At 66.6% G+C, this 25,220-nt stretch carries 23 protein-coding genes; 5 read left to right on the forward strand and 18 right to left on the reverse strand.

All coding sequences use genetic code 11. From position 1 onward, the window contains the following. Positions 1-13: 13 nt before the first annotated feature. Together FHP25_RS25170 and FHP25_RS41980 are read right to left on the reverse strand one after the other, a co-directional pair. Entirely contained in the window at positions 14-1,513 is a 1,500-nt protein-coding gene (locus FHP25_RS25170; protein WP_147849737.1) for an SEC-C metal-binding domain-containing protein, read from the reverse strand. Positions 1,514-1,967: 454 nt separating this feature from the next. After that, positions 1,968-2,429, reverse strand: a complete 462-nt coding sequence (locus tag FHP25_RS41980; RefSeq protein WP_231712466.1) for a hypothetical protein — start codon at positions 2,427-2,429, stop codon at positions 1,968-1,970. 38 nt (positions 2,430-2,467) lie between these two features. Here FHP25_RS41980 and cutA point away from each other — a divergent pair, with 38 nt between their 5' ends. Further along, positions 2,468-2,800 carry a divalent-cation tolerance protein CutA gene (gene cutA, locus FHP25_RS25180; protein ID WP_147849738.1) on the forward strand — a complete coding sequence of 111 codons (333 nt, stop codon included), beginning with the start codon at positions 2,468-2,470 and terminating at the stop codon, positions 2,798-2,800. 116 nt (positions 2,801-2,916) lie between these two features. Further along, a complete protein-coding gene (locus FHP25_RS25185; RefSeq protein ID WP_147849739.1) occupies positions 2,917-4,239 on the forward strand; it encodes an MFS transporter in 1,323 nt (440 codons plus the stop codon). Positions 4,240-4,302: 63 nt separating this feature from the next. On the opposite strand, the gene FHP25_RS25190 is transcribed toward FHP25_RS25185, so the two are convergent. Further along, complete coding sequence (locus tag FHP25_RS25190) at positions 4,303-4,902, reverse strand: glutathione S-transferase family protein (RefSeq protein WP_178133771.1); 600 nt, start codon at positions 4,900-4,902, stop codon at positions 4,303-4,305. Positions 4,903-5,041: 139 nt separating this feature from the next. Beyond that, entirely contained in the window at positions 5,042-6,355 is a 1,314-nt protein-coding gene (locus FHP25_RS25195; RefSeq protein WP_147849741.1) for an O-acetylhomoserine aminocarboxypropyltransferase, read from the reverse strand. Between the two features lie 148 nt (positions 6,356-6,503). On the opposite strand from FHP25_RS25195, the gene FHP25_RS25200 reads away from it, so the two are divergent. Next, the gene (locus FHP25_RS25200; protein WP_147849742.1) at positions 6,504-7,280 is read left to right on the forward strand and encodes a class II aldolase/adducin family protein; all 777 of its coding nucleotides are present in this window, start codon (positions 6,504-6,506) and stop codon (positions 7,278-7,280) included. A 149-nt stretch (positions 7,281-7,429) separates the two neighbouring features. Here FHP25_RS25200 and aliA read toward each other — a convergent pair whose 3' ends face one another. From aliA to phnD, 11 genes are all read right to left on the reverse strand, one after another. Then, positions 7,430-9,076, reverse strand: coding sequence for a cyclohexanecarboxylate-CoA ligase (gene aliA, locus FHP25_RS25205; RefSeq protein ID WP_147849743.1), 1,647 nt, complete (start codon positions 9,074-9,076; stop codon positions 7,430-7,432). 30 nt (positions 9,077-9,106) lie between these two features. Continuing rightward, the gene (gene aliB, locus FHP25_RS25210) at positions 9,107-10,258 is read right to left on the reverse strand and encodes a cyclohexanecarboxyl-CoA dehydrogenase (RefSeq protein ID WP_147849744.1); all 1,152 of its coding nucleotides are present in this window, start codon (positions 10,256-10,258) and stop codon (positions 9,107-9,109) included. A 329-nt stretch (positions 10,259-10,587) separates the two neighbouring features. Then, complete coding sequence (gene badI, locus FHP25_RS25215) at positions 10,588-11,370, reverse strand: 2-ketocyclohexanecarboxyl-CoA hydrolase (RefSeq protein ID WP_147849745.1); 783 nt, start codon at positions 11,368-11,370, stop codon at positions 10,588-10,590. A gap of 28 nt (positions 11,371-11,398) precedes the next feature. After that, entirely contained in the window at positions 11,399-12,166 is a 768-nt protein-coding gene (badH, locus tag FHP25_RS25220) for a 2-hydroxycyclohexanecarboxyl-CoA dehydrogenase (RefSeq protein ID WP_147849746.1), read from the reverse strand. A gap of 221 nt (positions 12,167-12,387) precedes the next feature. Then, positions 12,388-13,602 carry an MFS transporter gene (locus FHP25_RS25225; protein ID WP_147849747.1) on the reverse strand — a complete coding sequence of 405 codons (1,215 nt, stop codon included), beginning with the start codon at positions 13,600-13,602 and terminating at the stop codon, positions 12,388-12,390. Between the two features lie 233 nt (positions 13,603-13,835). After that, positions 13,836-15,287: a phosphonoacetaldehyde dehydrogenase gene (gene phnY / locus FHP25_RS25230; RefSeq protein ID WP_147849748.1), complete on the reverse strand. Its 1,452-nt coding sequence runs from the start codon at positions 15,285-15,287 to the stop codon at positions 13,836-13,838. Beyond that, positions 15,284-16,375: an iron-containing alcohol dehydrogenase PsrA gene (psrA, locus tag FHP25_RS25235; protein WP_147849749.1), complete on the reverse strand. Its 1,092-nt coding sequence runs from the start codon at positions 16,373-16,375 to the stop codon at positions 15,284-15,286. The genes phnY and psrA overlap by 4 nt, the downstream gene beginning before the upstream one ends. A gap of 8 nt (positions 16,376-16,383) precedes the next feature. Continuing rightward, positions 16,384-17,625: a phosphonoacetate hydrolase gene (phnA, locus tag FHP25_RS25240; protein ID WP_147849750.1), complete on the reverse strand. Its 1,242-nt coding sequence runs from the start codon at positions 17,623-17,625 to the stop codon at positions 16,384-16,386. Further along, entirely contained in the window at positions 17,625-18,440 is an 816-nt protein-coding gene (gene phnE, locus FHP25_RS25245; RefSeq protein WP_147849751.1) for a phosphonate ABC transporter, permease protein PhnE, read from the reverse strand. Before phnE ends, phnA begins: the two co-directional genes overlap by 1 nt. Beyond that, complete coding sequence (phnC, locus tag FHP25_RS25250) at positions 18,440-19,255, reverse strand: phosphonate ABC transporter ATP-binding protein (protein WP_147849752.1); 816 nt, start codon at positions 19,253-19,255, stop codon at positions 18,440-18,442. The genes phnE and phnC overlap by 1 nt, the downstream gene beginning before the upstream one ends. Next, the gene (gene phnD / locus FHP25_RS25255) at positions 19,252-20,121 is read right to left on the reverse strand and encodes a phosphonate ABC transporter substrate-binding protein (RefSeq protein ID WP_147849753.1); all 870 of its coding nucleotides are present in this window, start codon (positions 20,119-20,121) and stop codon (positions 19,252-19,254) included. The genes phnC and phnD overlap by 4 nt, the downstream gene beginning before the upstream one ends. Positions 20,122-20,361: 240 nt before the next feature. On the opposite strand from phnD, the gene FHP25_RS25260 reads away from it, so the two are divergent. Beyond that, on the forward strand, positions 20,362-21,291 hold the full coding sequence (locus FHP25_RS25260; RefSeq protein WP_147849754.1) for a LysR substrate-binding domain-containing protein: 930 nt from the start codon (positions 20,362-20,364) through the stop codon (positions 21,289-21,291). On the opposite strand, the gene FHP25_RS25265 is transcribed toward FHP25_RS25260, so the two are convergent. The 3 genes from FHP25_RS25265 to FHP25_RS25275 form a co-directional block, all read right to left on the reverse strand. Further along, the gene (locus FHP25_RS25265) at positions 21,228-22,235 is read right to left on the reverse strand and encodes an LLM class flavin-dependent oxidoreductase (protein ID WP_178133772.1); all 1,008 of its coding nucleotides are present in this window, start codon (positions 22,233-22,235) and stop codon (positions 21,228-21,230) included. The two genes, FHP25_RS25260 and FHP25_RS25265, sit on opposite strands and share 64 nt — an antisense overlap. A 183-nt stretch (positions 22,236-22,418) precedes the next feature. Then, positions 22,419-22,775: a chaperone modulator CbpM gene (locus FHP25_RS25270; protein WP_147849756.1), complete on the reverse strand. Its 357-nt coding sequence runs from the start codon at positions 22,773-22,775 to the stop codon at positions 22,419-22,421. After that, positions 22,772-23,689 (reverse strand): DnaJ C-terminal domain-containing protein, encoded by a 918-nt coding sequence (locus tag FHP25_RS25275; protein WP_147849757.1) that lies wholly within the window; start codon positions 23,687-23,689, stop codon positions 22,772-22,774. The genes FHP25_RS25270 and FHP25_RS25275 overlap by 4 nt, the downstream gene beginning before the upstream one ends. A 252-nt stretch (positions 23,690-23,941) precedes the next feature. Here FHP25_RS25275 and FHP25_RS25280 point away from each other — a divergent pair, with 252 nt between their 5' ends. Then, positions 23,942-25,219 (forward strand): dicarboxylate/amino acid:cation symporter, encoded by a 1,278-nt coding sequence (locus FHP25_RS25280; protein ID WP_147849758.1) that lies wholly within the window; start codon positions 23,942-23,944, stop codon positions 25,217-25,219. Position 25,220: the final 1 nt, after the last annotated feature.

Here is a 25,220-nt window from a genome sequence, read left to right on the forward strand (position 1 = left end):
TATGCACAGCCCTTCATCTCAAAAAGCAGCATTTTTTGTACTTCCGCCCGCTTCCGCAGGGACACGCGGAATTGCGCCGGGGCTTCTTTGTGGATGCCCGTGGTACATCGGGATATTCTTTGAAGCTAATCCGAACCTGGTGCGTATTTTGGAGCAACCTGAGGCTATCTTTGCGTTCCTCCGCATCTCTCCGAAGGTCCTCAGACCAATGCCGGGTATCAAAATAGCCAGCGTCCTCGGACTCCCCGTTGGAATTCGGGCCAGACTCCGTAGCGATCCCCACGATATCGAGGGCATCCGGGCGCTCAAGCTTCGCGGCCAGCAATGAACTGTACAGGAAATTTCGTCTGACGATCCGGTAATCCTCGTAGGTGGCATTCCAGGCGGGTGGGGGCACGGGGAGTAGGAGCACGACGTAATATAGGCCCGGCTGTGTAGGTGACTGCAGGATACGGAGGGCGCGGATGTTTTTGGCGGTTTTCCCATAAAGATCGAGGAACGCGTGTGCCAGATATCGCCGGGCGAAGCGGGGCTCACGGGCCATGAAGCGAAGAATGGTCTCGGAATCCTTGATCCCGCCGTCGGTGACATAGTGTTGATCTCCCGCGAGGGCATGACCGGAGAATCGCTCAATCAGTCGATCCCAGAAGTAGCTGATCTGGTCTGCCTTAATTTGAGCGAGACGCTGGGGATTGACACAGAATCGCTTCCAGTGACCCTCTAAAATGGTGATTCCGGCCAGACCCTGTTGGGATGCATCAAAAACGAAGTCATGCTCATTCTGCGCATTAAGCTTGCTCAGGTAAAATGAGAGCAACTCCTCCTCGCCGGTTGCAGACACTTTGAGCGCGCCGCGAAACAGTAGTTCTCGTTTTTCCAGAAAGTGGACAAAATCGGAGATAGTATCGAGCGTACCCATCACGGTCTGGAGCGAGTCGTCGTCGAACACATGCACGAAGGACCGCCCAGGATCGATATCACCGACGACAAACGGAATTCGGTGTGCGGCCTCTCCCCGGATGTCGGTGTCGATCAGAAGGCTTCCAGTGCCGCTATCGCCGAAGTGTCTCCGAACAGCCGCCGCGACGCCGTGCGCAACGACTATGAGATGAAACTGCGCATCTGCCTTGGGAGGTAGATCTAGTGGAAGGCGATGTTGGCACTTGGCATCCAGGAAGATCCGGGCTGGGTAATCGGTGATCCAGCGCTGTGCACCGCGTGCCTGTTCCGCGGACTTCAGCACAGCTCGTCGGAACCACCGTTGCCAACGAAGTTCCAGTGGGCCGTCGCTTGGAAACGCGATCTGCTTGTCAGAAAATATGAGAATGTGAGTGCCGCAGACGACCAAGAGGTCGCAAATCTCCTTTCCATCACGTCCAGACCCGCTGCCCTGATCGCGAAAGATGCGCGGATAGCTCCAGAGCCGGAGGAAGGTGCGCTCACATAGCTTTTGAAGGTACGTCTCAGTCGGAGTGCCGCCCGTACCCCGAACGATACGCGCCCCACTGGTCATGACGGGAAACGCAAGCAATCTGGAAGCGTCGATGTCCTACCCGTCACGCTTGCCACTCCGTCACCAGGACGCTCGTTGCGTGCGTCATGCAAATGCCGAAGGAAGATATTAATGAAATGGCGCTAAGCAAGTATCTTTCCAGAGTGGCGGCGCATTCGTGTGGGACTCGATGTGGGACTGCGGGGATGAAACAGGCGTAAATCATCAAAAGCGGCTGCTCAAATATATAGCGATCTCAATATGTTGGATGATCATCTTACTGCTGGGGGACTGGGGGTCGTCGGTTCAAATCCGGCCGCCCCGACCAATTCTCTTCTTCACTGGCGACATGTGCCCGGAGAAATCGGGCAGGATGTCGACGTCAGGCCATCGGGTCGGTGAGCGGCATCCGCTCCCGCTTCTCCTCAGCAATGAAAACAAAGTCGGCTGGTTTGTAGCCCGAGATGCGGCGTCCTCAGCCGGCGCGGCGCTGGCGCCACGTCGCCGCGGCAGGCGCCGACCGGCGTGCTCTGAGGTCCAGCGCGTGCTCGAGGGCGGCGCGTCCGGCGGTGGTCAGCTTGCACACGAGCCAGTCGGGCTTCAGCGGATTGCTGAACCATGGCTCGGCCCAGCCACGCTCGACGCAACGGCGGATCATCGGCGGCTCGAACTCCTGCCCGTCGAGATCGAACAGGGGCAGCTTGCCGCCCGCCTGATCGAGGCCGCGGCGAAGATAAGAAATTTCTCTATCTGTAATATTTTCAATATATTCCGACTCTATATTCGAGTCAAATATGAGCTTTGGCGCGCGCCGCGCCGGCTTGCTGTCTGCGACCATGATCAACCCCACACCAGCGCTTCCCAGCGCATCCCCACTGAAAGAATAGCCGACAACTATATGAAAATAAAACAAAAATTCGGAATAGTTGAAACTCAACCCAAGATCACCGCATGTTGTGCCGAACGGAGGCGCGCATGTCCCAGGTATTGTTCGTTTATGTGACTGCCGGTGATGCCGATGAGGCGGAGCGGATCGGCGAGGCGGTGGTCGATGCCCGCCTGGCGGCCTGCGCCAATGTGCTGGACGGCATGCGATCGATCTTCCGCTGGCAGGGCAGCGTGCAGAAAGGACGCGAGGCGATCCTGATTCTCAAGACACGCGAGGATCTCTTCGACGCACTCAAGGAGCGTATCGTCGAGCTGCACTCCTACGAGCTGCCTTGCGTGGTGGCGCTGCCGATCGCGGCTGGTCATGAGCCGTTTCTCGACTGGATCGCCGACGAAACCGGGCCCACCGAGATGGTGTGAGGCCGCGCGCAACACGGCGATGCATCGGCAGCCGTTGTTCGCCTGGCGGCACGTGGTCAATATGCCGGCGACCAAGCGTGACGGGCAGGGTGCCCGTCCAATCGAGTGCTCCCCTGATGTCGGCCCAGTCCCTGCCAGCTTCGCCCGCGCCGGTCGCCAACGAGAGCCTGGTCCTTGGCTACTCGTCCATCGGCCACGCCCTCATGCACTACATGGCGGGGTTCTTCCCCTACATCGCCGTCGGCATGGCAGCGTCATGGGGCGAGCCCGGCCAGCCCCTGGACCATCAGGTGGTGCTGCTGCCGCTATGGCAGCTCGCGGCATTCCTGATCGGCATTGCCGCGCTGCCGGCCGGCTGGCTCAGCGACCACTGGAGCGCGCCGGGCATGATCGTGGTCATGTTCTTCGGCATGGGGGCTGCGGCCATCGCCTGCGCCCTCGTGCCCGACCGCGGCTTCCTGATGCTGGAGCTGGCGATGGCAGGGCTGGGGATGTTCGCGGCGATCTACCACGCCGTCGGCATCGCCTGGGTGATGCGCAACGCCTCGCGGCCGGGCCATGCCATGGGCATCAACGGCGTCTTCGGCAGCGCCGGCCTGGCCGCCTGCGGCGCCGGCACCGGGCTGCTGATCAACTTCTTCTCCTGGCGCGCCGCCTTCCTCGTGCCCGGCATCATCTGCCTGATCGCCGGACTGGGGCTGCTCTATCACTGGCGGACCGGCAGGGTTGGCGACCGGCCGATGCCGGCCGTGCCGGGCAAGCAGCCCAGCCGCGGCGACCTGGTGCGCGTCTTCGTCATCCTCACAGTCACGATGTTCGCCGGCGGGGTCATCTGGCAGGCGATCCAGTACGGCGCGCCCGGCCTGTTCGAGCAGCGCATGGCGGCGGAGGTCGACTGGCTGCAGACCATGACCAACGGCCAGCTCGCGGCCGAAGCCAAGAAGATGGCGTTCTGGGTCGGCTTGCTCGGATCGGCGATCTATGCCGTCTCGGGAGTCACCCAGTACTTCCTGGGCGGGCTGTCGGACCGCTACTCCCTGAAGCGGGTCTACGTCCTGGCGGCGTTCCTGCAAGTCCTGGCGATGCTCGGCCTGGCCTGGCTGCCCGGCTACGGCGTGTTCCTGGCGGCGATGGCCTCGGTCATCATCAGCGCGGCATCGGGGCCGGCGGAGAACCTGCTGATCGGCCGCTACACGCCGACCCGCTACCACGGGCTGGGGTTCGGCGCGAAATTCATCGTCGCCTTCGGCGCCGGTCCGGTGGCGATCTGGCTGATCGCCCATATCAAGGCGCTCACCGGCAGCCTCGAGCTGCTGTTCTTGGGCCTGGCAGCGACCGGCGTGCTGGTGTGGCTGGTGGCGCTGATGCTGCCGTCCGGCGGCGACAGCCGGCAAGAGCCCGAGGTCGCGGCATCGCCGCGCCCGGTGCCGGCGGAGTAGGCCGTCTCGATTGCCGTGCCGGGCGTCGCGGCTCGCCGCAACGCCTGGACGGATATGCGGCGCCTACTTCCCGCGGAACGCCGGACGTGACAGGCAGCGATCGAGCCAGTTGGCGGCGTCGCCGTTGCCCGTCATGTCGATCTTGGCCAGCTTGGCCCAGGCCATGATCGCGGCGAGGTTGAGGTCGGCGATCGTGAAGTTGTCGCCCAGCAGGTACTGCTTGCCCTTGAGCGCGTCGTTGAGGACTTTCAACGGGGCGGCCAAGGCCGCCTTGGCGCCCTCGACGGCTTGCGGGTTCTTCTTGTCCGGTGGCGTCATGAACATGTCGATGACGATGGTCAGCAGCGACTTCTCGACCTCGGTCATGCCCCAGAAGCTCCACTGGTAGACGCGGGCTTCGTCCTCGACGGTGGCGGGCCACAGCGCCTCGCCGTACTTGTGCGCCAGGTAGAGGTTGATCGCCATCGATTCGAACAGCGCCAGGTCGCCGTCGACCATGGCCGGCACCTTGCCGTTGGGGTTGATGCGGGCGAAATCCGGATCGGCCTTCAGGGCTTTCGAGTCGGTTCCCAGATGCTCGAACTCGATGCCGCATTCGCGGGCGCACCACAGCACGCGCGCGGCGCGCGACTGTACGGGACCGTAGATCTTCACCTTGGCCATCGTTTCCTCTGATCCTTTGATGGTGTCGTCGCCGTGCCGCATGCCCGGCGGGTGGACATTCAATGACGCCGCATGCGGGGGCGCAATGAAAAAGCCCGCCGATGACGGCGGGCTTTCGCACGACGAGGGCAGGCAGCGCCTATTCCGCCGCTTTCGCCGCGCCGGCGCTGGCCTTGGCCAGCCCCTGCTCGAGATCGGCGATGATGTCGGCGACGCTTTCGATGCCGATCGAGAGGCGCACCACATCAGGGCCGGCGCCGGCGGCGGTGCGCTGCTCATCGGTGAGCTGGCGGTGCGTCGTCGACGCCGGGTGGATGATCAGGCTCTTGGCATCGCCGATATTGGCAAGATGCGAGAAGAGCTCGACGGCGTCGACCAGCTTCACGCCGGCCTCGTAGCCGCCCTTCAGGCCGAATGTGAAGACCGACCCGGCACCCTTGGGCAGGTACTTCCGGGCCAGCGCATGGTAATTGTTGGACGGCAGTCCGGCATAGTTCACCCAGGCCACAGCGGGATGGGCCTCAAGGTACTCGGCGACCTTCTGGGCGTTGGCGCAATGCCGCTCCATGCGCAGGGCCAGGGTCTCGATGCCCAGCATCGTGATCCAGGCGTTGATCGGCGACTGCGACGGGCCGAGATCGCGCAGCCCCACGGCATGACCGTGGAAGGTGTAGGCCATGTCGCCGAACGTCTCGTAGAAGTTGAGCCCGTGATATGCCGGCTCGGGACCGGCCAGCGACGGGAAGCGTCCGCCGCGCGACCAGTCGAACTTGCCTGAATCGACCACGGCGCCGCCCATGGCGGTGCCGGTGCCGCACAGGAACTTGGTGGTGGAATGCACCACCAGCGTCGCGCCGTAATCAATCGGCCGGCACAGGTAGGGCGAGGCCAGCGTGTTGTCGACGAGCAGCGGCACGCCCACCGACTCGGCGATCTTGGCGATGGCTTCGATGTCGCAGACAACGCCGCCGGGGTTGGCCAGGCTCTCGATGAAGAAGGCCTTGGTCTTCGCCGTCGCAGCCCGGCGGAAATTCTCCGGGTCGTCGGGATCGACGAACACCGCCTTCCAGCCGAACTTGGGATAGGTGTTGCGCATCTGCTGGATCGAGCCGCCGTAGAGCTTCGTGCTGGCCACGACCTCGTCGCCGGGCGTCATCAGCGGGAAGAGGGCCAGCACCTGCGCGGCATGGCCCGAAGCGGTGACCGTAGCGCCGCGGCCGCCCTCGAGCGCCGCCAACCGGGCCTCCAGCGCCGCCGTGGTGGGGTTGGTCAGGCGGGAATAGATGAAGCCGACGGTCTGCAGGTTGAACAGCGCCGCCGCATGGTCCGCGTCCTCGAAGACATAGGCTGTCGTCTGGTGAATCGGCAGCGCCCGCGAGCCCGTCGTCGGATCAGGCGCCGCGCCGGCGTGGATTGACAGAGTTTCAAAGCCGTAATTCGATGAGCCGGTCATGTCACCTTTCCCTGAGCTGTTCCTGGTTGTGTATAGCCGCTGCGGGCAGCACCCGTGCATGCCTTTGATGCCGGGTATACCGCAAGTCACGCATGACAGGTATCCGACCGGCGGAATAAGCTGAACGGGACGGTCGGAGGAGGACAGCATGGCGGTCACGGTGCTCAGGAACGCGCGCTCGGTGCGCGACCAGGTCAGCCCGGAGGAGTGGCAGAAGCGGGTCGACCTCGCGGCCTGCTACCGCCTCGTGCACCTCCACGGCATGGACGAGATGATCGCCAACCACATCTCGACGCGCGTGCCGGGCGAGGACAACGCGTTCCTGCTCAATCCCTACGGCCTGCTCTACGAGCAGATGCATGCCTCGTGCTTCATCAAGGTCGACCTCGACGGCAACGTGCTGTTCAATTCGACCGAGCTCGACATCAACAAGGCCGGCTTCGTGATCCACAGCGCCGTGCACAGGGCGCGCCATGACGTCGATTGCGTGATCCACACCCATACGCTCGCCGGCATGGCGGTGTCGGCGATGAAGATGGGGCTTCTGCCGTTGGCGCAGACGGCGATGCGCTTCATCGACGTGGCGTATCATGACTACGAGGGGCCGGCGATCCGCATGGCCGAGCAGGAGCGCCTGGTCAGGAACCTCGGCGATCGCGAGGTGATGATCCTGCGCAACCACGGCCTGCTGGCGACCGGCGCCAGCATCCCCGAGGCCTTCAACAACATCTTCCGGCTCGAGCGCGCCTGCCAGCTTCAGGTCATGACGCTGTCGTGCAACACCGAGCTGTCGCTGCCGCCGAGCGCGGTGGTGGAGGAGACCAACCACCTCTTCAAGCCGGGTGTCCGCCGGCGGCTGGGCCTGCACGAATGGCCGGCGCTCCTGCGCAAGCTCGACGGCATCGACCCGTCGTATCGGGATTAGGCGCCGACGATCGATAGCGACTGCCATTCCGAGTGCCCCTTCGACAGGCTCAGGAGAGGGATCTCCTGCGGGGGATGCACGGTGCGCCATTCGCGGGAGATCCCTCGCTGAGCTCGGGATGACAGGTGTGGTGGCGCGGCTCGGCGGCGCTAAAGGGTGCCTTCGCGCAGCATCTCGCGCAGCCGGAACTTCTGGACCTTTCCCGACGGCGTGGCCGGCATCACGTCACGCAGGACGAGCCGCTCGGGAATGTACTGCAGCGCGAGGTTCTGCAGCTTCAGAAACGCCGTCATTGCGGCAAAGTCGAGCGTCTGGCCGGCTTTCGGGACGATGACGGCGCAGGCGCGCTCGCCCAGCCGCTCGTCCGGATAGGCGACAATGGCGACCTGGGCGACGGCAGGGTGCTTGTACAGGAGCGCCTCGACCTCGACGACGGGTATGTTCTCGCCGCCCCTGATGATGACGTCCTTGCTGCGGCCGCTGATGCGGATATAGCCGTTGGCATCCATGCGCGCGAGATCGCCGGTGTCGAACCAGCCATCACCATCCGTGGCGTTCCACTGCGGCCGCTTCAGGTAGCCGCCGAAGTTCGAGCAGGAGCGGACGACCAGGCGGCCGATCTGCCCGGACGCCATGGTCCTGCCGTCCTCGTCGATGACCTTGACCTCGGTGCCGGGCAGCGCGCAGCCGTCAGTCGTGCAGGCGAGGACGTCATCGTCCTCGGGCCTGATCAGGGTGACCGCACCGTTCTCGGTCATGCCCCAGGCTGAAACGATCTTGGCGCCGAGCGTGCTGCGGGCCTGCTCGACCAGGGGTCCCGGAATCGGCGCGCCCGCGCACAGGAAGGTCTTGAGGCTCGGGACGCCCTTGCCGGTCTCGGAGACGATGCGCGTGAGGTCTGTCAGGAACGGCGTGGATGCCATGGTGAATGTGACGCCTTCCTCGCGTATCAGGTCGACCGCCTTTGCCGGATCCCAGACGTCCTGCAGGACGGCCGCGGCCTGAAGCATGATCGGCATCATCAGGCCGTACATGAAACCGGTCTGATGGGCCATTGGCGATGCCATCAGGATGATGTCGTTCCCGCCGAGCCGCAGGCGCTCGGCGTAGGGGATGATGTTGGCCATGAGCGTGTTGGCGGAATGCATCACACCCTTCGGCTCACCGGTGGTCCCCGACGTGTAGATCAGCTGGGTGATGTCATCGGGACGGGGCCGGCTCGCAGCCAGTATCCCGGGCGCATCGGGATCCTTCTCCCATTCAGGCCCGCTCAGCAGCGTATCGAAATCATCGGCGCTGCTGCTGGCGTCGACGACGACAATGCGGGTCAGCGAGGGGAGGCCCGGCTGCAGGCGCTGCGCCATCGCCTCATGGTTGAAGCTGCGGAATTGCCGCGGGACAATCAACACCTTTGCTTCGGCATGCTTCAGCATGAAGCCGAGCTCCCGCTCGCGAAAGATCGGCATCAGCGGATTGAGCACTGCGCCCAGGCGCGAGCAGGCGAGGTACAACATGCTGAACTGCCACCAGTTGGGCAATTGCATGGCAACGACATCGCCGCGTCCGATACCCAGCCGGGCCAGGCCGACCGCGATTCGATCGGCCATCGTCGCAAGCTGGCGGTAGGTGAACCGGCGGACCTCACCGGTGTCCTGGCGAACGGCCGTCAGGGCGCGCTTGTCGGGGCAGGCAAGCAGGCAGGCATCGAGGGCGTCGTTGATCGTGCGGTCGTGCCAATGGCCGCGTGCAATGCTCTGGGCGCGGCGCGGCGGCAGAAGAACGGCATCGAATTCCATGGTGCGTCTCCAGGGACAGGCATCGTCGTCTCAAGCGGGGACCGCCGCGCGGCCAGCCCGCGTGCGGGCGATGATAGTCTTCATGATCTGGGCCGTGCCATCACCGATCTGGAAGCCGAGAACGTCGCGCAGCCGCTGCTCCATCGGTCCGCGGTCGTAGCCGCCATGGCCGAACATCAACAGGCACTGGTGGACGACGTCGTAGGCAAGCTGGGGCGCCCACCACTTGCACATCGCGGCCTCGGCGCTGTGCGGGGCGCCGCGGTCCTTCAGCCACAGCGCCTGCAGGCAGAGCAGGCGCGCCGCCTCGACCTGCGTGTCGAGCTCGGCGAGCGGATGCGACACGCCCTGGAAGGCCGACAGGGGCTGGCCGAAGGCCTGGCGCTCCCGCACATGCGCCCAGGTCTCCTCCAGCGCGATGCGCGCGACGCCGAGGACCTGCAGGCCGATCAGGGCGCGCGAGAAATCGAAGCCCTGCATCACCTGCACGAAGCCCTTGTTCTCGTCGCCGAGCCGGTGCGAGGCGGGAACGCGCACGTCCTCGAAGAAGATCGAGCCACGCCCGATCGCGCGCTGGCCGTGGCAATCGAAGCGGCTTCGCGTCACGCCCGGCAGGTCCATCGGAACGAGCAGCGCCGTCACGCCATGCGCGCCAGAATCAAGTGTCCCCGTGCGGCCGAACACGACAGCCGCGTCCGCCTGGTCGGCGGCCGAGATGGAGGTCTTCTCGCCATTGAGGATGTATCCGTCCCCAGCGCGCTCGATCTGCAGGCGAAGATTGGCCGCATCCGAGCCGCCGCGCGGCTCGGTCAGCGCGATCGCCAGAAGTGCCTCGCCGCGCGTCAGGCGGGTGAGCCACGGGCCGACAACGTCCGGCCGGCCATGATGCGACAGGATCTGGCCGTTCAGCGACGCCAGCAGATTGATATACGAGATGCTGAGGTCGGCGCGGGCGACCTCCTCGTGGATTATCCCGGCCGCGAGGCAGCCCAGCCCGAGGCCGCCAAACCGTTCGGGCAGCTCCGGGGCGATGAAGCCCATCTCGCCCATCGCCTTCATCAGCCCGCGGTCGAGGACTCGTGTCCGGTCGCGCTCCTGGAAGCCCGGCGCGATGCGATCGGCGGCGAACCGCCGGGCCTGGTCGCCGAGCGCAACCAGATCCTCATCGAGATACGGATTCATCTGGCGGCCTCCCTGGGCATTGTAGGACGATCGCATATGGTGTTGGCGACAGTCTTGTCATCCAGAGCGAAGCGAAGGATCTTGCGATGGCTGGCACAGCACCGGCGTTGCTGGTGACGGGTCGGACCGCGTCGCTCCAGCGACGCTCATGGCGATCGCTGGGAAGAGCGCCGCTGGAGCGGCGCGGTCCCAGCCGTCACCATAGCCGCCAGTGGACTGGTGCCGCCCATCGCAAGATCCTTCGCTTCGCTCAGGATGACAGAAGCCATATGCGATTGCCCTGCCGGGCATTGTCGTCCGTCCCAACCGCAGGTCGGGGAGGACGTGCTCTATCGGGCGAACTTGCGGAAGTCGGGCTTGCGCTTCTCCTGCAACGCCTTGACGCCCTCGCGCGATTCCTCGGTGTCGTAGTAGAGCTTGAGCGCGTACATGCCCATGCCGGCGATGCCGGCCTGGTGGGCGGTGTCCATGTTGAAGCTGCGCTTTGCGATCGCGATCGCCGTCGGGCTGCGCTCGCACAGCTCCTCGCCCCATTTCTGGACTTCGGCGTCGAGCTGGTCATGCGGAACGCAGGCGTTGGCGAGGCCCATCGCGACCGCTTCCTGGCCGCTGTAGCGGCGGCACATGTACCACATCTCGCGTGCCTTCTTCTCGCCGACGACACGGGCCAGGAAAGCCGTGCCGTAGCCGGGGTCGACCGAGCCCATCTTGGGGCCGACCTGGCCGAAGACCGCCTTGTCCGAGCAGATCGTCAGGTCGCATATCGTGCACAGCACGTTGCCGCCGCCGATCGCATAGCCCTGCACGCGCGCGATCACCGGCTTGGGTATGTCGCGTATCGCCGTATGCAGCTCTTCCATGGGCAGGCCGACCGTGCCCCGGCCATCGTAGTTGCCGTCATGGGCCGACTGGTCGCCGCCGGTGCAGAAAGCACGGTCGCCAGCGCCGGCGAGCACGACGGCGCCGACGCTCTTGTCGTAGCCGGCCTTGTAGAGGGCCCGGATCAGCTCGTCGCACGTCTTGCCGCGGAAGGCATTCATCTTCTCCGGGCGGTTGATGATGATCCAGGCCACGCCGTTGCGGATCTCGTAGATAAGGTCCTCGAATTCCATGGGCTTGCTCCTCGAGTGGCGGGTGCGGTCAACCGTTCATCGTCAGTCCGCCGGACACGCTCAGAACCTGGCCCGTCACATACCGGGCGTCGTCGCTTGCGAAGAACAGGATGGCGCCGGGGAGGTCCTCGGGCTGGCCGATGCGGCCGAGCGGGATGGAGCGCCTGAAAGCCTCCTCGAGCTTCTCCGGATTGCCGGCGCCTTCCTTGTAGTCCGCAAACAGCGCCGTGTCGGTCGGCCCAGGGCACACGACGTTGACGGTGATGCCGTGACGGGCATGCTCGCGGGCGATGGTCTTCGAGAAGGCGACGATGCCGCCCTTGCAGGCTGCGTACACGGCCTCGCCGGACGACCCGACGCGGGCGGCATCGGAAGCGATGTTGACGATGCGGCCTGTCTTGCGCGCCACCATGCCGGGCAGCACCGCGTGGTGCATGTGCAGGGCGCCTGTCAGGTTGATGGCAATGAGCCGGTCCCACTGCGCCGGCTCGGTCTTGGTGAAGGGGCGGAAGACGTCCCAGCCCGCGTTGTTCACGAGCACACCGGTCGGCCCGAACGCAGCCTCCGCCGCTGCGACGGCGGCGTCGACGCTCGATCGGTCCGTGATGTCGCACCGGATCGCCTTGGCGGTGCCGCCGTCGCCCTGGATGGCAGCGGCGACTTTCTCGGCCGCTTCGAGGTTGACGTCGAACACGGCGACGCGAGCGCCTTCCTGGGCAAACCTGCGGCAGGCTGCGCCGCCGATGCCGCCGCCACCGCCGGTGACAATGACGGTCCTGTCGTCGAAACGCTTCATGAGTCCTCCCAGATCCATATCGGCTTCAATAATATCAATATATTGCTATATCTGTGTCGCCTGCACAAGGGATTTTTAGAATTTCAATTGCTATATTGGCTTTCAGCAGCCTGCTGATATGACAACATATTGCATGTAATGGAGATTGAAGCGTCGAGGGAACGCCCCGCGCCGCAGCAATAGAAGCCCTCGCGGATGCCGCCAGAGCCTGGTCGGGTCGATCAAACCCGTCGCGGCTTGAGCAGCACGATCACCGCCGCCAGCAGCTCGGCCGCGATGCAGACGTGCAGCGGCACGGTATAGCTGCCGGTGGCATCGCGCAGGATGCCCAGGATACCGGGCGCGAACGCATAGGTGATGCCGTTGACGGCTGCCGACAGGTTGGTGACCAGGGCGAAGGCGGCCGGCGGGAACTCACGCTGGACGATCAGCGAGGGCAGGGTGATCAGGTTGCCGACCGAGAGGCCGAAGGCGCAGCAGGCGACGTACAGCGCCAGGGGCTCGCTGCTCCATGTCAGTGCAAGCAAGGCGACGGCCTGGTTGACGAGCAGGATCGCGGTGGCCAGGCGCTGGTGCAGGCGGTCGATGAAGAAGCTCATCGTCAGGCGGGCGCCGATGGCGAAGGCGCCGGTCAAGGCGACCGCGATGCCGGCCTGCACGGCGCCGATCGCCGGCTCGAGGATCGCGATCTGATGCACCAGGAAGCCGACCTGGGCCGAGATGCCCAAGCCGAACGGCACCGTTATGCTCCAGAACCCCAGGCTGCGCAGGGCCCGCGCCTTCGTCCATGCGACGGCCGGTGCCGATGGCGCCGGCGCTGCCGACGCCGTGGTCGACGCTGCCGGCGGGTTGGCGGGCGGCGGCCAGTCGACCCAGGCCAGCACCATCGGCGTCAGGATGACGGCCATGCCCAGGACCGTGAGCGGCACCGCCCAGGAGAACCCCAGCCAGCCGGTCAGCGCCACCATGGCCGGTGTGACGATGATGCTGCCGCTGCTGGCGCCGTTCAGCGCCAGGCTGATCGCCATGCCGCGCTTGGCCTGGAACCACAGGCCCAGGATGGTGACGATCGAGGCCAGGCTGGTGGCGGCCCAGCCGAACGCCATCAGCACATACGCGGCGTAGAGCTGCCAGGGAGCGGTGATGAACGGGATCACGGCCGCCGACAGCCCCAGCGCCACCACGCCCAGCAGCATGAAGCGCTTCGGCCCGAGCCGGTTCACGGCGTCGTTGACGAAGGCGAGCAGCACGGCACCCACGAGGTAGTAGACCGTCGTGGCCGACGAGATCAGTCCGGACGACCAGCCGTGCCGCTTGTGCAGCTCGGCCAGGAACACGCCATGGCCGTAGAAGCCGAACCCCCAGGCGCAGACGGCCGCGAAGAAACAGGCGATCACCACACGCCAGCCGGCGTAACGCCATGACAACTCGTTCATGGCCCGATCATACGGAGGCCGGGCAAAACTTCCTTCGGTGATGGCCGTACTATCCCTGCATGGCAGGTCGGCGCGACGGAGCGCCGGCTGCCAGCAGGGCTTGCAACCTCGCTGTCATCCCGAGCGCAGCGAGGGATCTCCTGCGAGAGACGCACGGTGCGCCATTCGCAGGAGATCCCTCGCTTCGCTCGGGATGACAGTTCTGATTTTCTGCGCGAAAGCGATTCCGGAGTCTACCAGGGCAGGGTGAAGGTCTTGCAGTTGGTGAACGACTTGATCGCCTCCTGCACGCCTTCCTTGTAGCCCAGCCCCGAATCCTTGATGCCGCCGAACGGCGTCAGCTCGATGCGGTAGCCGGGCACTTCCCACAGGTTGACGGTGCCGACATGCAGCTCCTGGGCAAAGCGCGTGGCGACGTCCATGCGATTGGTGCAGACGCCCGAGGACAGGCCGTAAGCCGTGCCGTTGGCGATGGCGATGGCCTCGTCGACGTCGCCGAAGGTGATGATCGGCGAGACCGGGCCGAAGGTTTCCTCGCGGACCACGGCCATGTCGGGCCGGACCTGGTCCAGCACCGTCGGGGCATAGAGGGCCCTCTCGCGCGCGTTGCCGGTCAGCAGTCTGGCGCCTTGCGCCACCGCCTCGTTCACCCGCACCTCGAACAAGCGGGCCGCCGGCTCGTTGATCACGGTGCCCATCTGGTTGGCGGGGTCCGCCGGATCGCCATAGCGCCAGCGGCGCGTCTTCTCGACCACCAGCTCCGTGAACGCGCCGGCCACCGCCTGATGGACCAGCATGCGCTTGACGGCCGTGCAGCGCTGTCCCGAATTCTTGTAGGACCCCTGCACCGCGAGGTCCGACGCCTTGTCGAGGTCGGCGTCGTCCATCACGATCAGCGGATCATTGCCGCCGAGCTCCAGCACGATGCGGCGGTAGCCGGCCTTGCTGGCGATGTACTTGCCGATGCCGACACCGCCGGTGAAGGTGATCAGGTCCACGTCCGGGTGCGTCAGCAGCTCGTCGCCGATCTCGCGCGGATCGCCGGTCACCACCTGCAGCATGGCCGGCGGCAGCCCGGCCTCGTACAGCACGTCGGCGAAGTACAACGCCGACAGCGGAACCTTCTCCGACGGCTTGAGCACCATCCGGTTGTTGGTGGCGATGCTCGGCACCACCTTGTGCGCGACCTGGTTCATCGGATGGTTGAAGGGGGTGATGGCGGCGATCACGCCCAGCAACGGCTCGCGCATCGTGATGACCTTGCGCCGCTTGCCGTGGGGCGTCAGGTCGCACGAGAACACCTGGCCGTCGTCGCGCAGCACCTCGCCGGCGCCGAAGCCGAGAACGTCGCAGACACGGCCGATCTCGTACAGGCTGTCCATCTTGCTGAGGCCCGACTCGGCCGTGATCAGGTCGGAGGCCTCCGCGCTGCGCTCGCGCAGCAGCGCCGCGGCACGCTGCAGGATCGCCGCGCGCTCGAAGCGCGACAGGGTCGGCCGGTAGCTGCGGGCGATCGTGATGGCGCGCTGCAGCAGCTCGACGCTGGCCATCGCGACCGTGCCGACCCGCTTGCCGGTGTAGGGATTGAAGACGTCAAGGCCGCGCTGGGTATGGACCTGTTCGCCGCCCAGGCGCAGGGCCTCGCGTCGGTAGTCGTCGCTGTCGCAAATCCGATCGATGATCATGCTGCCTCCAGGGCGCCGATGAAGTTGCGGCCGCGGGCGCCGGTGAGCGCGTGGGCCACCATGCGGTCGGCCTGCTCGTCGCTGATGCCGTAGTCCGCGAACCGGGTCTTCACGCCGAGCTGCTCGATGAAGGACGCCAGGCGCTGCGGCGCGTCGTTGAGCGGCCCTAGCGCCTCGCTCAGCACGCGGTCGCGCTCGGCGCTGCGCCCGCGCGCCCGCTCCAGCACCATGGGCAGCGAGAACGAGCAGGCGATGCCGTGCGGCAGGCCGTAGCGCAGGGTCATCTCGTAGGAGATGGAGTGCGCCAGCGCGGTGCGCGTGTTGCTGAAGGCCATGCCGGCCTTGAGCGCGGCCAGCGCCATGCGGGCGCGCAGCATGATGCTGGCCGGCTGCTGCATCAGCGCCGGCAGCGCCGCGAGGATCTCGCGCGCGGCAGCGACGGCGAACGTGTCCGACAGCGGGGTGGCGTTCACGTTCCAGATCGCTTCGAGCGCATGGGAAAGCGCGTCGAGCCCGCTCTGCAAGGTCACGCCGGCGGGCAGCGACAGCATCAGCTCGGGATCGACGACGGCGACGCTGGGCCAGGTCTCGGCCAGATGCAGTGAATGCTTGACCTGGCGCTGGCGGTCCCAGATCGTGGCCCATGGCGTCACCTCGCTGCCGGTGCCGGCCGTGGTCGGCACGGCGATCAGGCGCTTCACGCGCGCCGGCTCGAGGGCGCGGCCGGCCGACAGGGCGGCCACGATCTCGTCGAAGCGCCCGCTGGACGTGCCGACCATCAGCGCCTTGGCGGTGTCGATCGCGCTGCCGCCGCCCAGCGCGATGATGGTCTCGACATCACCGGCATCGCGCCAGAACGCCTCGTGCTGGCCGCTGAGCTCGGCGACATCGGGGTTGGGCTGCAGGTCGTCGATGACGCCGCGCAGCCGGTCCTTCAGCAGCGCCTCGACGCGCGCCACGAGGCCCAGCGCCCGCGCCTCGGGGAAGGTCACGAGGACGGCGCGCTGGCTGCCGAGCAGTCCGGGGAGGGACGACAGGGCCCCGACCCCGTACACGCTGCGCACGGGATTGAAGTACTCGAGCGACATGGAACCCTCTAGCTGGGTGGCGGGTTGACGTGGTTCAGCGCCAGGTCGAAGACGTCGAAGTTGCGCAGGCGCCGGCTGGTCGGGACGTCGCGCAGCGGGCGGTTGAACAGCAGCGGCACCTTCTGCTCGGAGATCCCGCCATGCGAGCGCAGGGGCACGGTGAGCCCGCTGAGGTCGTGCAGCGACGGGTGCGTGCCCAGCACGGTCAGATGGTCGGCCACGACCACCAGGTCGCCGATGCGGTCGGGCGGCAGCTCGAAGCGGCGTGCCGCATCCTCGCGCGTCAGCACCAGGTCGATGCCGGGCAGGGCCTCGATCGCCGCCTGGGCGCGCGCCACGGCCGCCTGCGGCAGGTAGACGGTGGCGAACGAGCCGAGCGCGCCGTGGTGGACGACGTAGGGGTCGGTGATCGGCAGGATGACGCGCGCGGCATCGGCGCCGAGCAGGCGGTCGAGCTCGGCCTGCAGGTAGATCACCTGCGGCCGGCCGGCGGCATCGGTCTTGGGGCTCATGCCGTGGTCGGCGGTGAGTCCGATGATCGCGCCGGCGGCGTCGAGCTGCGCCAGGTAGCCGTCCATCATGGCGTAGAAGGCGTTCGCCTCCGGCGTCCCCGGTGCGCATTTGTGCTGCACGTAGTCGGTGGTCGACAGGTACATCAGGTCGGGGCGGCGGGTCTGCATCAGCTTCGCGCCGGCGGCGAACACGAACTCGCTGAGATCGGCGCTATAGACCGACGGCACCGGCTTGCCGACCAGCGCGGGCACGTCGTCGATGCCGCTATCGGCCAACGTCGCCTGGCCGGCCTTCTCGGCCGAGAAGCAGATTCCCGAAAGGCCGTGGCCGAGCATGGCCCGCAGCTTGTCCTTGGCCGTGACCACCGCAACCTTTGCCCCGGCCTGCGCGAACGCCGCCAGCAGGGTGGGCGCGCGCAGATAGGACGGGTCGTTCATCATCACTTCCTTGCCGCTGGCGACGTCGAGGAAGTAGTTGCCGCTGATGCCGTGCACCGACGGCGGCACGCCGGTCACGATCGACAGGTTGTTGGGGTTGGTGAAGCTGGGCACCACGCAGTCGCCGATGCGGGAGCTGCCGCGCTCCAGCATCGACTTCAGGAACGGCGCGACGCCGGCCTGCATGGCCTGCGTGATGTAGTCGGGCTCGCAGCCATCGACGCAGACGACAACCACCGGGTGCCGCGGACGGGCATAGTCGCGGCCATTCACGCGCACAGGCTCGGAAAGACGGTCCATCATCGGTTCCCCTGCTGGATGCGGGCACGCAGCCAGGTCGACATATAGTCGGCGGCCATCACCATCGCGATGATGACAAGGATGCAGGTCGCGGTGTCCTGATACTGGAACAGCTTCATGCTGCCGACCAGCTCGAAGCCGATGCCGCCGGCGCCGACCATGCCGAGCACCGTGGCCTGGCGCAGGTTGGTCTCGAAGCGATAGAGCACGACCGCGATCCAGGCCGTGACCACCTGCGGCAGGACGCCGAAGATGATGATCTGGATGGGGCCGGCACCGGTCGACCGCAGCGCCTCGATCGGCCCGGAGTCGATCTCCTCGATCGATTCGGCGAAGAACTTGCCGAGCATGCCGGCGCCGTGCACCGCCAGCGCGAGGACCCCGGGAAACGGCCCCAGGCCGACGGCCGCGACGAAGACCAGCGCCAGGATGATCTCGTTGATGCCGCGGGTGACGTTCAGCACCTGGCGCGTGGCGTGGTAGACGACCGGGCCGGGCGTCAGGTTGCGCGCCGCCAGGAAGCACAGGGGCAGCGCCAGGATGACCGCCAGCAAGGTGCCCCAGATCGCGATCTGGATCGTCTCGATCGCCGGCCGCACCAGCTTGTCGAGGAACGCCAGGTTGGGCGGAAACATGCGGGACAGGAAGTCGGCGATCCACGGCAGGCCCTTGGCCAGCTCGCCGAAGCTGACCTGGCTGCCCTGGGCGGCCCACCAGAGCAGCGCCAGCAGGCCGGCGGCGATGCCGGCGCGCGGCCACCAGCCGAGATTGCCCGGCGGCCGCGCCACCAGCAGCGTATAGGAACCCATGTTCATCAGGCCTCCTTGAGGACAAGGTCCCGCATGAGGGGAGGATGCGGCTCAGCTGGCTGCGGCGCTGCCGCCGTGGATCCAGCCTCCTCTAGCCCGGGGTAGATCCGGTGCAGCACGTCGTCGCTGAGCTTGTCGGGCGCGCCTTCGAAGACGACGCGTCCGGCCGACACGCCGATGACGCGCTCGCCGAACTCGCGCGCATAATCGATCTGGTGCAGGTTGCAGACGACGGTGATGCCGAGCTCGCGGCTGGCCTGCTTCAGGTAGGTGAGCACCGTGCGCGAGGTTTTCGGGTCGAGGCTCGCGACCGGCTCGTCGGCGAGGATCACCTTGGGCTGCTGCGCCAGCGCCCGCGCGATGCCGACACGCTGCTTCTGGCCGCCGGACAGGGTGTCCGTGCGCCGCTTGGCCTTGTCCTCGAGCTCGACCCGGCGCAGGCATTCGCGGGCGATCGCGACGTCGGCGCGCGGGAACACCTGCAGCCACGACAGCAGCGACGGCATGGCGCCGAGGCGGCCGGTGAGCACGTTCTTCTCGACCGACAGGCGCGGCACCACGTTGTAGTGCTGGAAGATCATCGCCACGCTGCAGCGCAGCCGCCGCAGGCTCGCCGCGCCGTCGCTGGCCGGCTGTCCATCGATGTGGATCTCGCCCCGCGTCGGTGTGGTGAGCCGGTTGATGCAGCGCAGCAGGGTCGACTTGCCGGCGCCCGACGGTCCCAGGACCACCAGGAACTCGCCGGGCGCGACGTCGATATCGATGCCCTTGAGGGCTTCGAAGGCGCCGTAGTGCTTGGCCAGGCCCCGGATCCGGATCACTTCATGGTCCTCAGGTCGAGGTTGAGCGCCTTGGCCGTGTCGCGGATGATGTTGTAGGCGGCGTCGTTGGTGGGGTGGAAGCCGTTGAGCTCGCCTTGATCGGACCAGGGGACGTCCTTCACCCCGAGGAAGGCGGCCTGGATGCGCTTCTTGAGCTCCGGGTCGAGATCCTTGCGCCAGACGGTCGGTGATTCCGGTATCGGGTCGGACTTCCACACCACCACGAGATCTTCGCGCCTGGCGAGCCCCTTGTTGATCGCGGCATCGAGGATGCGGTCGGCGATCGCGACGGCATCGACCTTGCGGTTCTGCACGGCCACCGCATTGGAGTCGTGCGAGCCCGAGAAGATGACGCGGCCGAAATCCTTGTCCGGGTTGAAGCCCGCCTTGATCAGGCCGGCCTTGGGGAACAGGTGGCCGGATGTCGAGCTGGGGTCGACGAAGGCGAAGGTCTTGCCCTTGAGGTCGGCGATGCCGCGGATGCCGCTGTCCTTATGGGCGACGATCAGGCTGTGATAGAAGGTGCGGCCGGCCTTCTTCGTCTCGGCGACCGCGAACGCCTCGATATCGGCCACCGTGGTGCCGAGCACGTACGAGAACGGGCCCAGGTAGGCGACGTCGAGCCGCTTGGAGCGCAGGGCCTCGATGACGCCGTTGTAGTCGGCGGCGACGAAAGGCTTGACCGGCATGCCCAGCGCCTTGGCGAGCTGGTCCATCATCGCCTGGCTGTTGGCGATCATCGCCCGCGAATCTTCCGACGGGATCAGCCCGACGGTCAGCACATTGGCGGCGCGAGCCAGCGCCGGCAGCGCGAGCGTGGTGGCCATGGCGGCCATGCCGCCGAGGACATGACGTCGGGTAGCCATCCGGGGTCTCCTCCGAGACGATTGTTAGGTTATGGCGCGGTGCACTCTCCGGCCGCGGTGGCTATCGAACAAATTCAAAAATATGGCTGTTCATATTGATAAAATCTATGATCCCGCCGAAGGTCACGCAGCTGTCATCCCGAGCGCAGCGAGGGATCTCCCGCGAACGACTGTGCGTCTTGCCGCAGGAGATCCCTCGCTGCGCTCGGGATGACGGAGAAAAGGCGGGGAGATATCCGCATGCGCTTGACGCAGCTCCGGTCGTTCCATGCCGTGGCCACTAGCGGCAGCTTCACGCAGGCGGCCGAACGGCTGCGCGTGAGCCAGCCGACGGTGACCACGCAGGTCAAGCAGCTGGAGGATCACTACCGGGTCGAGCTGTTCCACCGTCACGGCCGGCGCGTGCGGCTGAGCGAGATGGGCGAGCGGCTGCTGCAGTTGTCGCGCCAGATCTTCAGCCTCGAGGCCGACGCGGTGCAGCTGCTGGCCGATGCCGGCGAGCTGCGGTCGGGACATCTGCGGGTGGCGGCCGTCGGTCCCTCGCATGCGACCAAGATGCTGGTGGCGTTCAACCAGCGCTATCCGGGCATCAGGATCTCCGTCAGCACCGGCAACTCGCAGGACGTGCTCGACCGCCTGCTCGACTATCGCGCCGATGTCGGCGTGCTGGCGCAGGTCTTCCGCGACAAGCGGTTCGTGTCGAAGCCGTTCAGCGAGCACCCGGTGATCATCTTCACGTCAGCCGATCATCGCTTCGCGCGGCGGCGCAGCATCCGTATTGCCGAGCTGCAGGGCGAGAGGCTGATCCTGCGCGAGGCGGGCTCGACCACGCGACGGGCGCTGGAGACGGCGCTCAAGGCCGCGCGGGTCGAGCCCGAGGTCGTGATGGAGATCGGCAGCCGTGAGATCATCCGCGAGGCGGTGGCGCAGGGGATCGGGGTCGCGGCCGTATCGGACGTGGAGTATGTGCCCGGCCCCGGGCTGCACGCCGTGCGTATCGCCGACGTGCAGATCCGGACCTACGCCCACGTCGTCTGCCTGGCCGAGCGGCGCGACATGCGGATGATCCGCGCCTTCTTCGATGCCATCGACCCCAAGGCCTCGCCTCATGCCAGCGCCGGCATGACCTCGCGCGCAAAGAGCGCGATCGAGCGCGACGCCTCCTCGTAGGAGAGGTCGCCGAACGCCAGCCGGCAGAGGCAGTAGTTGATGCCGGCGATGTCGTTGTCCCGGCGCATGCGGTCACGCACCGTGGCGGCGGCGCCGGCCACGATGTAGCCGCCGGCGACGGCGTCGTCGAAGGCCGCCGGGATGAGCTGGCGCGGCAGGCCGACGCCGTTCTTGCGCCAGAGATGCTCCAGCGCCCCATACCACAGCTTGAAGGCGCGGCGTGCGGCGTCGATCGCCTCCTTGTCGGTGTCGCCCACGACCACGTGCCGGCTCAACCCCAGCAGCGGTGGCGCGGTATCGTGCCGGCCCTGGGCCTGCCAGGCCGCGCGGTAGCGGTCGACGAAGGCGCGCACGGCCGGAGCCGGCAGGCCGATCACGACGTTGTAGCCCTGCCGTGCCAGGCGTTCGGCGCTGTCGGGGGTGTTGGCGCCATACCACAGCGGCGGGTGCGGGCGCTGGACCGGCTCCAGCTCCATGGGCACGTCGCGGAAGGTGAAGTACTGGCCCTCGTGCGACAGCGAGCGCGTCGTCAGCCCCTTGAGGATGACCGCCAGGGTCTCGGCGAAACGCTCGGGGCCGGTCGCCGGATCGACGCCGTAGTAGCCGACCTCGAACGGCGAGATGCCGCGCCCGACGCCCAGCTCCAGGCGCCCGCCGCTCATCTGGTCGATCATGCAGATCTCGTCGATCAGGCGCAGCGGATGGTAGAGGTTCAGGGTGTAGACCAGGGGCCCGAAGCGCAGCCTGCGGGTGCGCTGCGCCACCGCCGCCAGGAAGACGCTGGGCGACGGCGCCATGCCCAGCGGCGTCGCGTGGTGCTCGGCCACGTGGTAGGCGTGGAACCCGAGGCTGTCATAGGCCTCGATCAGCTTGAGCCGGGTCTCGAACTGCTCGCCCAGCGTCGTGCTGGCCCGGTCCATATGGTCGAACACACCGAACTTCATCGTTTCCCCCGCCATGGCCTGTCGTGGATTGGCATGCCGGGAGCCTGCCCATCGGCCTGCGTGGAGGCAAGCGGTGCGGGAAGGAGTTTTATGGGCGGGCCGCGGCGCTCCAGCGCCGCTCATGCGTGCGGCGCTACGCGCCGGGTGCGCCGCCGGAGCGCCGCGGCCCGGCCAAATACGGCATCAGCGCCGGCCGGCCTCGATCGTCTTGACGGCGGCCGCGATCGCGCGCTGCACGTCCTCGGATTGCTGCGCGATGGCCTGCGCCAGCGTGCCGATCTGGTGACGCAGGCCGTGCACCTGGTCGATCAGGTCGACCACCGTCTCCAGCGACTCGTCGTCGAACGACAGATCCTCGCTCAGCTCGTAGAGCAGGGACACGCGCGCGGCGTCGACCGGGGTGAAGCCGCAGCACAGGTCGCCGCCCTGGGCGGCGCCCTGCACGTCGACCGGCCGCAGCAGGCCGCGCTCGATCCAGGCTTCGATGCGCGTCACCGTCAGGCGCTGGTGCCGGTGCACGAGGTCGTCGAGGGTGATCATGTGAAGCGCTCCATGTCATGGCGCGGATCATACGCCTTGCCGGCTTGCCAGCCTTCGAGGAATGCCTTCAGCGCCTCATCGGGCTGGTCGGGCAGCACGACGCGCAGCTTCACGTACTGGTCGCCCCGCACGCCCGACTTGCGATCGAGCACGCCGCGGCCTTTGAGGCGCAGGGTGCTGCCGGCGTTGGAGCCGGCAGGCACCGTCAGCATGACGGCGCCGCCGATCGTGGGGACGCGCACCTTGCCGCCGAGCACCGCCTCGTTCAGCGTCACCGGCAGCTCCATGTGGATGTTGGAGTCGCGGCGCTCGAAGAAGGCATGCGGCTCGATATGCAGCTCGACATAGGCGTCGCCGGCCGGGCCGCCATTGGGATCGGGCAGGCCCTGACCCTTGAGCCGCAGCGTTTGCCGGTCGGTCGCCCCCTCGGGGATGTCGATCTCCAGCGACCGCCCGTCAGGCAGGCCCACCCGCTGGCGCCCGCCGCGGGCCGCGATCAGGAAGGGCACCGCCAGCGTGAAGGACAGGGAGCCGCCGCCCGCGAAGCCGCGGCCGAAGCCGCCGCGCGCGCCGAACATCTCCGAGAAGACGCCGCCCAGGTCGGCGAAATCCTCCGACGTGCCGGTGCGGTAGTAGCGTTCGGCGCCGGGGCCGGTGGCATGCTCGCGCCAGTAGCCGCGCGGCGGCACCTCCTGGCCTGTCGCGTCGATCTCGCCGGCATCGAAGCGCCGTCTCTTGTCGGCGTCCGACAGCAGGTCGTGCGCTGCCGAGATCTCCTTGAACTTGGCTTCGGCGGCCTTGTCGCCCGGATTCAGGTCGGGATGGTGCTTCTTGGCCAGGCGCCGGTATGCCTTGCGGATATCGTCCGCCGACGCCGTTTTCGACACGCCCAGCAATTCATACGGGTCCTGCATGCTTGGTTCCCTACGGCAGCGGATGACGGCTCGCCGCCGCGCCACCGGGCAGGGGCCGTTACAGCGTCCAACACCAATACAAACGTAGTGCGCGCGGCAAGTGCAACAAGCCCTTGCCTGCCGGCTGGCCAGGACAGGTTGGGCAGTTGACCGAAACATTCTTGCACAGATCGGCGAAATTTTAATCGGATTTGCCGCCGGCCGCTGCTCGTGATGTCATGATGTCGTCATTGCGTCGATTGGGGGAGACAAATGCGCTCGCCGAAGCTCACCACGGTCATCTTCATCGGCATGGTGCTGGGCATTCTGGTGGGGTGGGCCTGCCACAGCCTGTGGCCTGATCCCAAGATCGCGAAATCGATCGCCGACTACATCTCGCTGCTGACCGATATCTTCCTGCGCCTCATCAAGATGATCATCGCGCCGCTGGTGTTCACGACCCTGGTGGTGGGCGTGGCGCATATGGGCGAGCCCAAGGCGATCGGCCGCATCGGCGGCAAGGCGATGCTGTGGTTCATCAGCGCTTCGCTGGTGTCGCTGCTGCTGGGCATGGTGATGGTCAACATCCTGCAGCCCGGCGTCGGCCTCAACCTGGTCGACAACGGCGCCACGACCAACCTGAAGACCTCGTCGCTGTCGCTGAAGGAGTTCGTCACCCACCTGGTGCCCAAGAGCGCCGTCGAGGCGATGGCCACCAACGAGATCCTGCAGATCGTGGTGTTCTCGCTGTTCTTCGGCGTCGCCGCGGCGGCCATGGGCGAGCGCGCCAAGCCGCTGGTCGAGATCATCGACCAGGCCTCGCACGTCATCCTCAAGATCACGGGCTACATCATGGGCCTGGCGCCGATCGCGGTGTTCGCCGCCATGGCCGCCACGGTCACGACCCAGGGGCTGGGGATCCTGGTGACCTACGGCAAGTTCATGGCCGAGTTCTACCTCAGCCTCGCCATCCTATGGGGCGTGCTGATCTTCGCCGGGTTCCTGTTCCTGCAGGGCGGCGTCCTCCGGCTCGTGTCGCTGATCCGTGAGCCGTTCCTGCTGGCCTTCAGCACGGCCAGCAGCGAGGCGGCCTACCCGGTCACCATGGCCCAGCTCGAGAAGCTGCCGGTCAGCAAGCGCATCATCAGCTTCGTGCTGCCCATGGGCTATTCCTTCAATCTCGACGGCTCGATGATGTACTGCACCTTCGCGGTCATCTTCATCGCCCAGGCCTACAACATCGAGCTGAGCCTGGTGCAGCAGGTCACCATGCTGCTGGTCCTGATGCTGACCAGCAAGGGCATGGCCGGCGTGCCGCGCGCGTCGCTGGTGGTGATCGCCGCCACCCTGGCCAGCTTCAACCTGCCCGAGGCCGGCCTGCTGCTGCTGCTGGGCATCGACCAGTTCCTCGACATGGGCCGCTCCGCCACCAACGTGGTGGGCAACAGCCTGGCCACGGCCGTGGTGGCGAAGTGGGAGGGCGAGAAGATCAGCGGCGAGGCGCCATCGGAAATGCCGCCGGGGCAGCCGGCTGCCGTGCCGGCGCAGTAGG

The sequence above is a fragment of the Vineibacter terrae genome (genome assembly GCF_008039615.1).
GTDB lineage: Bacteria > Pseudomonadota > Alphaproteobacteria > Reyranellales > Reyranellaceae > Vineibacter > Vineibacter terrae.

Excerpts from the sequence above, each read along its gene's own strand:
- FHP25_RS25170 (WP_147849737.1), bottom strand. The coding sequence starts at position 1,513 with ATGACCAGTGGGGCGCGTATCGTTCGGGGTACGGGCGGCACTCCGACT.
- cutA (WP_147849738.1), top strand. The coding sequence starts at position 2,468 with ATGTCCCAGGTATTGTTCGTTTATGTGACTGCCGGTGATGCCGATGAG.
- FHP25_RS25185 (WP_147849739.1), top strand. The coding sequence starts at position 2,917 with ATGTCGGCCCAGTCCCTGCCAGCTTCGCCCGCGCCGGTCGCCAACGAG.
- FHP25_RS25190 (WP_178133771.1), bottom strand. The coding sequence starts at position 4,902 with ATGGCCAAGGTGAAGATCTACGGTCCCGTACAGTCGCGCGCCGCGCGC.
- FHP25_RS25195 (WP_147849741.1), bottom strand. The coding sequence starts at position 6,355 with ATGACCGGCTCATCGAATTACGGCTTTGAAACTCTGTCAATCCACGCC.
- FHP25_RS25200 (WP_147849742.1), top strand. The coding sequence starts at position 6,504 with ATGGCGGTCACGGTGCTCAGGAACGCGCGCTCGGTGCGCGACCAGGTC.
- aliA (WP_147849743.1), bottom strand. The coding sequence starts at position 9,076 with ATGGAATTCGATGCCGTTCTTCTGCCGCCGCGCCGCGCCCAGAGCATT.
- aliB (WP_147849744.1), bottom strand. The coding sequence starts at position 10,258 with ATGAATCCGTATCTCGATGAGGATCTGGTTGCGCTCGGCGACCAGGCC.
- badI (WP_147849745.1), bottom strand. The coding sequence starts at position 11,370 with ATGGAATTCGAGGACCTTATCTACGAGATCCGCAACGGCGTGGCCTGG.
- badH (WP_147849746.1), bottom strand. The coding sequence starts at position 12,166 with ATGAAGCGTTTCGACGACAGGACCGTCATTGTCACCGGCGGTGGCGGC.
- FHP25_RS25225 (WP_147849747.1), bottom strand. The coding sequence starts at position 13,602 with ATGAACGAGTTGTCATGGCGTTACGCCGGCTGGCGTGTGGTGATCGCC.
- phnY (WP_147849748.1), bottom strand. The coding sequence starts at position 15,287 with ATGATCATCGATCGGATTTGCGACAGCGACGACTACCGACGCGAGGCC.
- psrA (WP_147849749.1), bottom strand. The coding sequence starts at position 16,375 with ATGTCGCTCGAGTACTTCAATCCCGTGCGCAGCGTGTACGGGGTCGGG.
- phnA (WP_147849750.1), bottom strand. The coding sequence starts at position 17,625 with ATGGACCGTCTTTCCGAGCCTGTGCGCGTGAATGGCCGCGACTATGCC.
- phnE (WP_147849751.1), bottom strand. The coding sequence starts at position 18,440 with ATGAACATGGGTTCCTATACGCTGCTGGTGGCGCGGCCGCCGGGCAAT.
- phnD (WP_147849753.1), bottom strand. The coding sequence starts at position 20,121 with ATGGCTACCCGACGTCATGTCCTCGGCGGCATGGCCGCCATGGCCACC.
- FHP25_RS25260 (WP_147849754.1), top strand. The coding sequence starts at position 20,362 with ATGCGCTTGACGCAGCTCCGGTCGTTCCATGCCGTGGCCACTAGCGGC.
- FHP25_RS25265 (WP_178133772.1), bottom strand. The coding sequence starts at position 22,235 with ATGAAGTTCGGTGTGTTCGACCATATGGACCGGGCCAGCACGACGCTG.
- FHP25_RS25270 (WP_147849756.1), bottom strand. The coding sequence starts at position 22,775 with ATGATCACCCTCGACGACCTCGTGCACCGGCACCAGCGCCTGACGGTG.
- FHP25_RS25275 (WP_147849757.1), bottom strand. The coding sequence starts at position 23,689 with ATGCAGGACCCGTATGAATTGCTGGGCGTGTCGAAAACGGCGTCGGCG.
- FHP25_RS25280 (WP_147849758.1), top strand. The coding sequence starts at position 23,942 with ATGCGCTCGCCGAAGCTCACCACGGTCATCTTCATCGGCATGGTGCTG.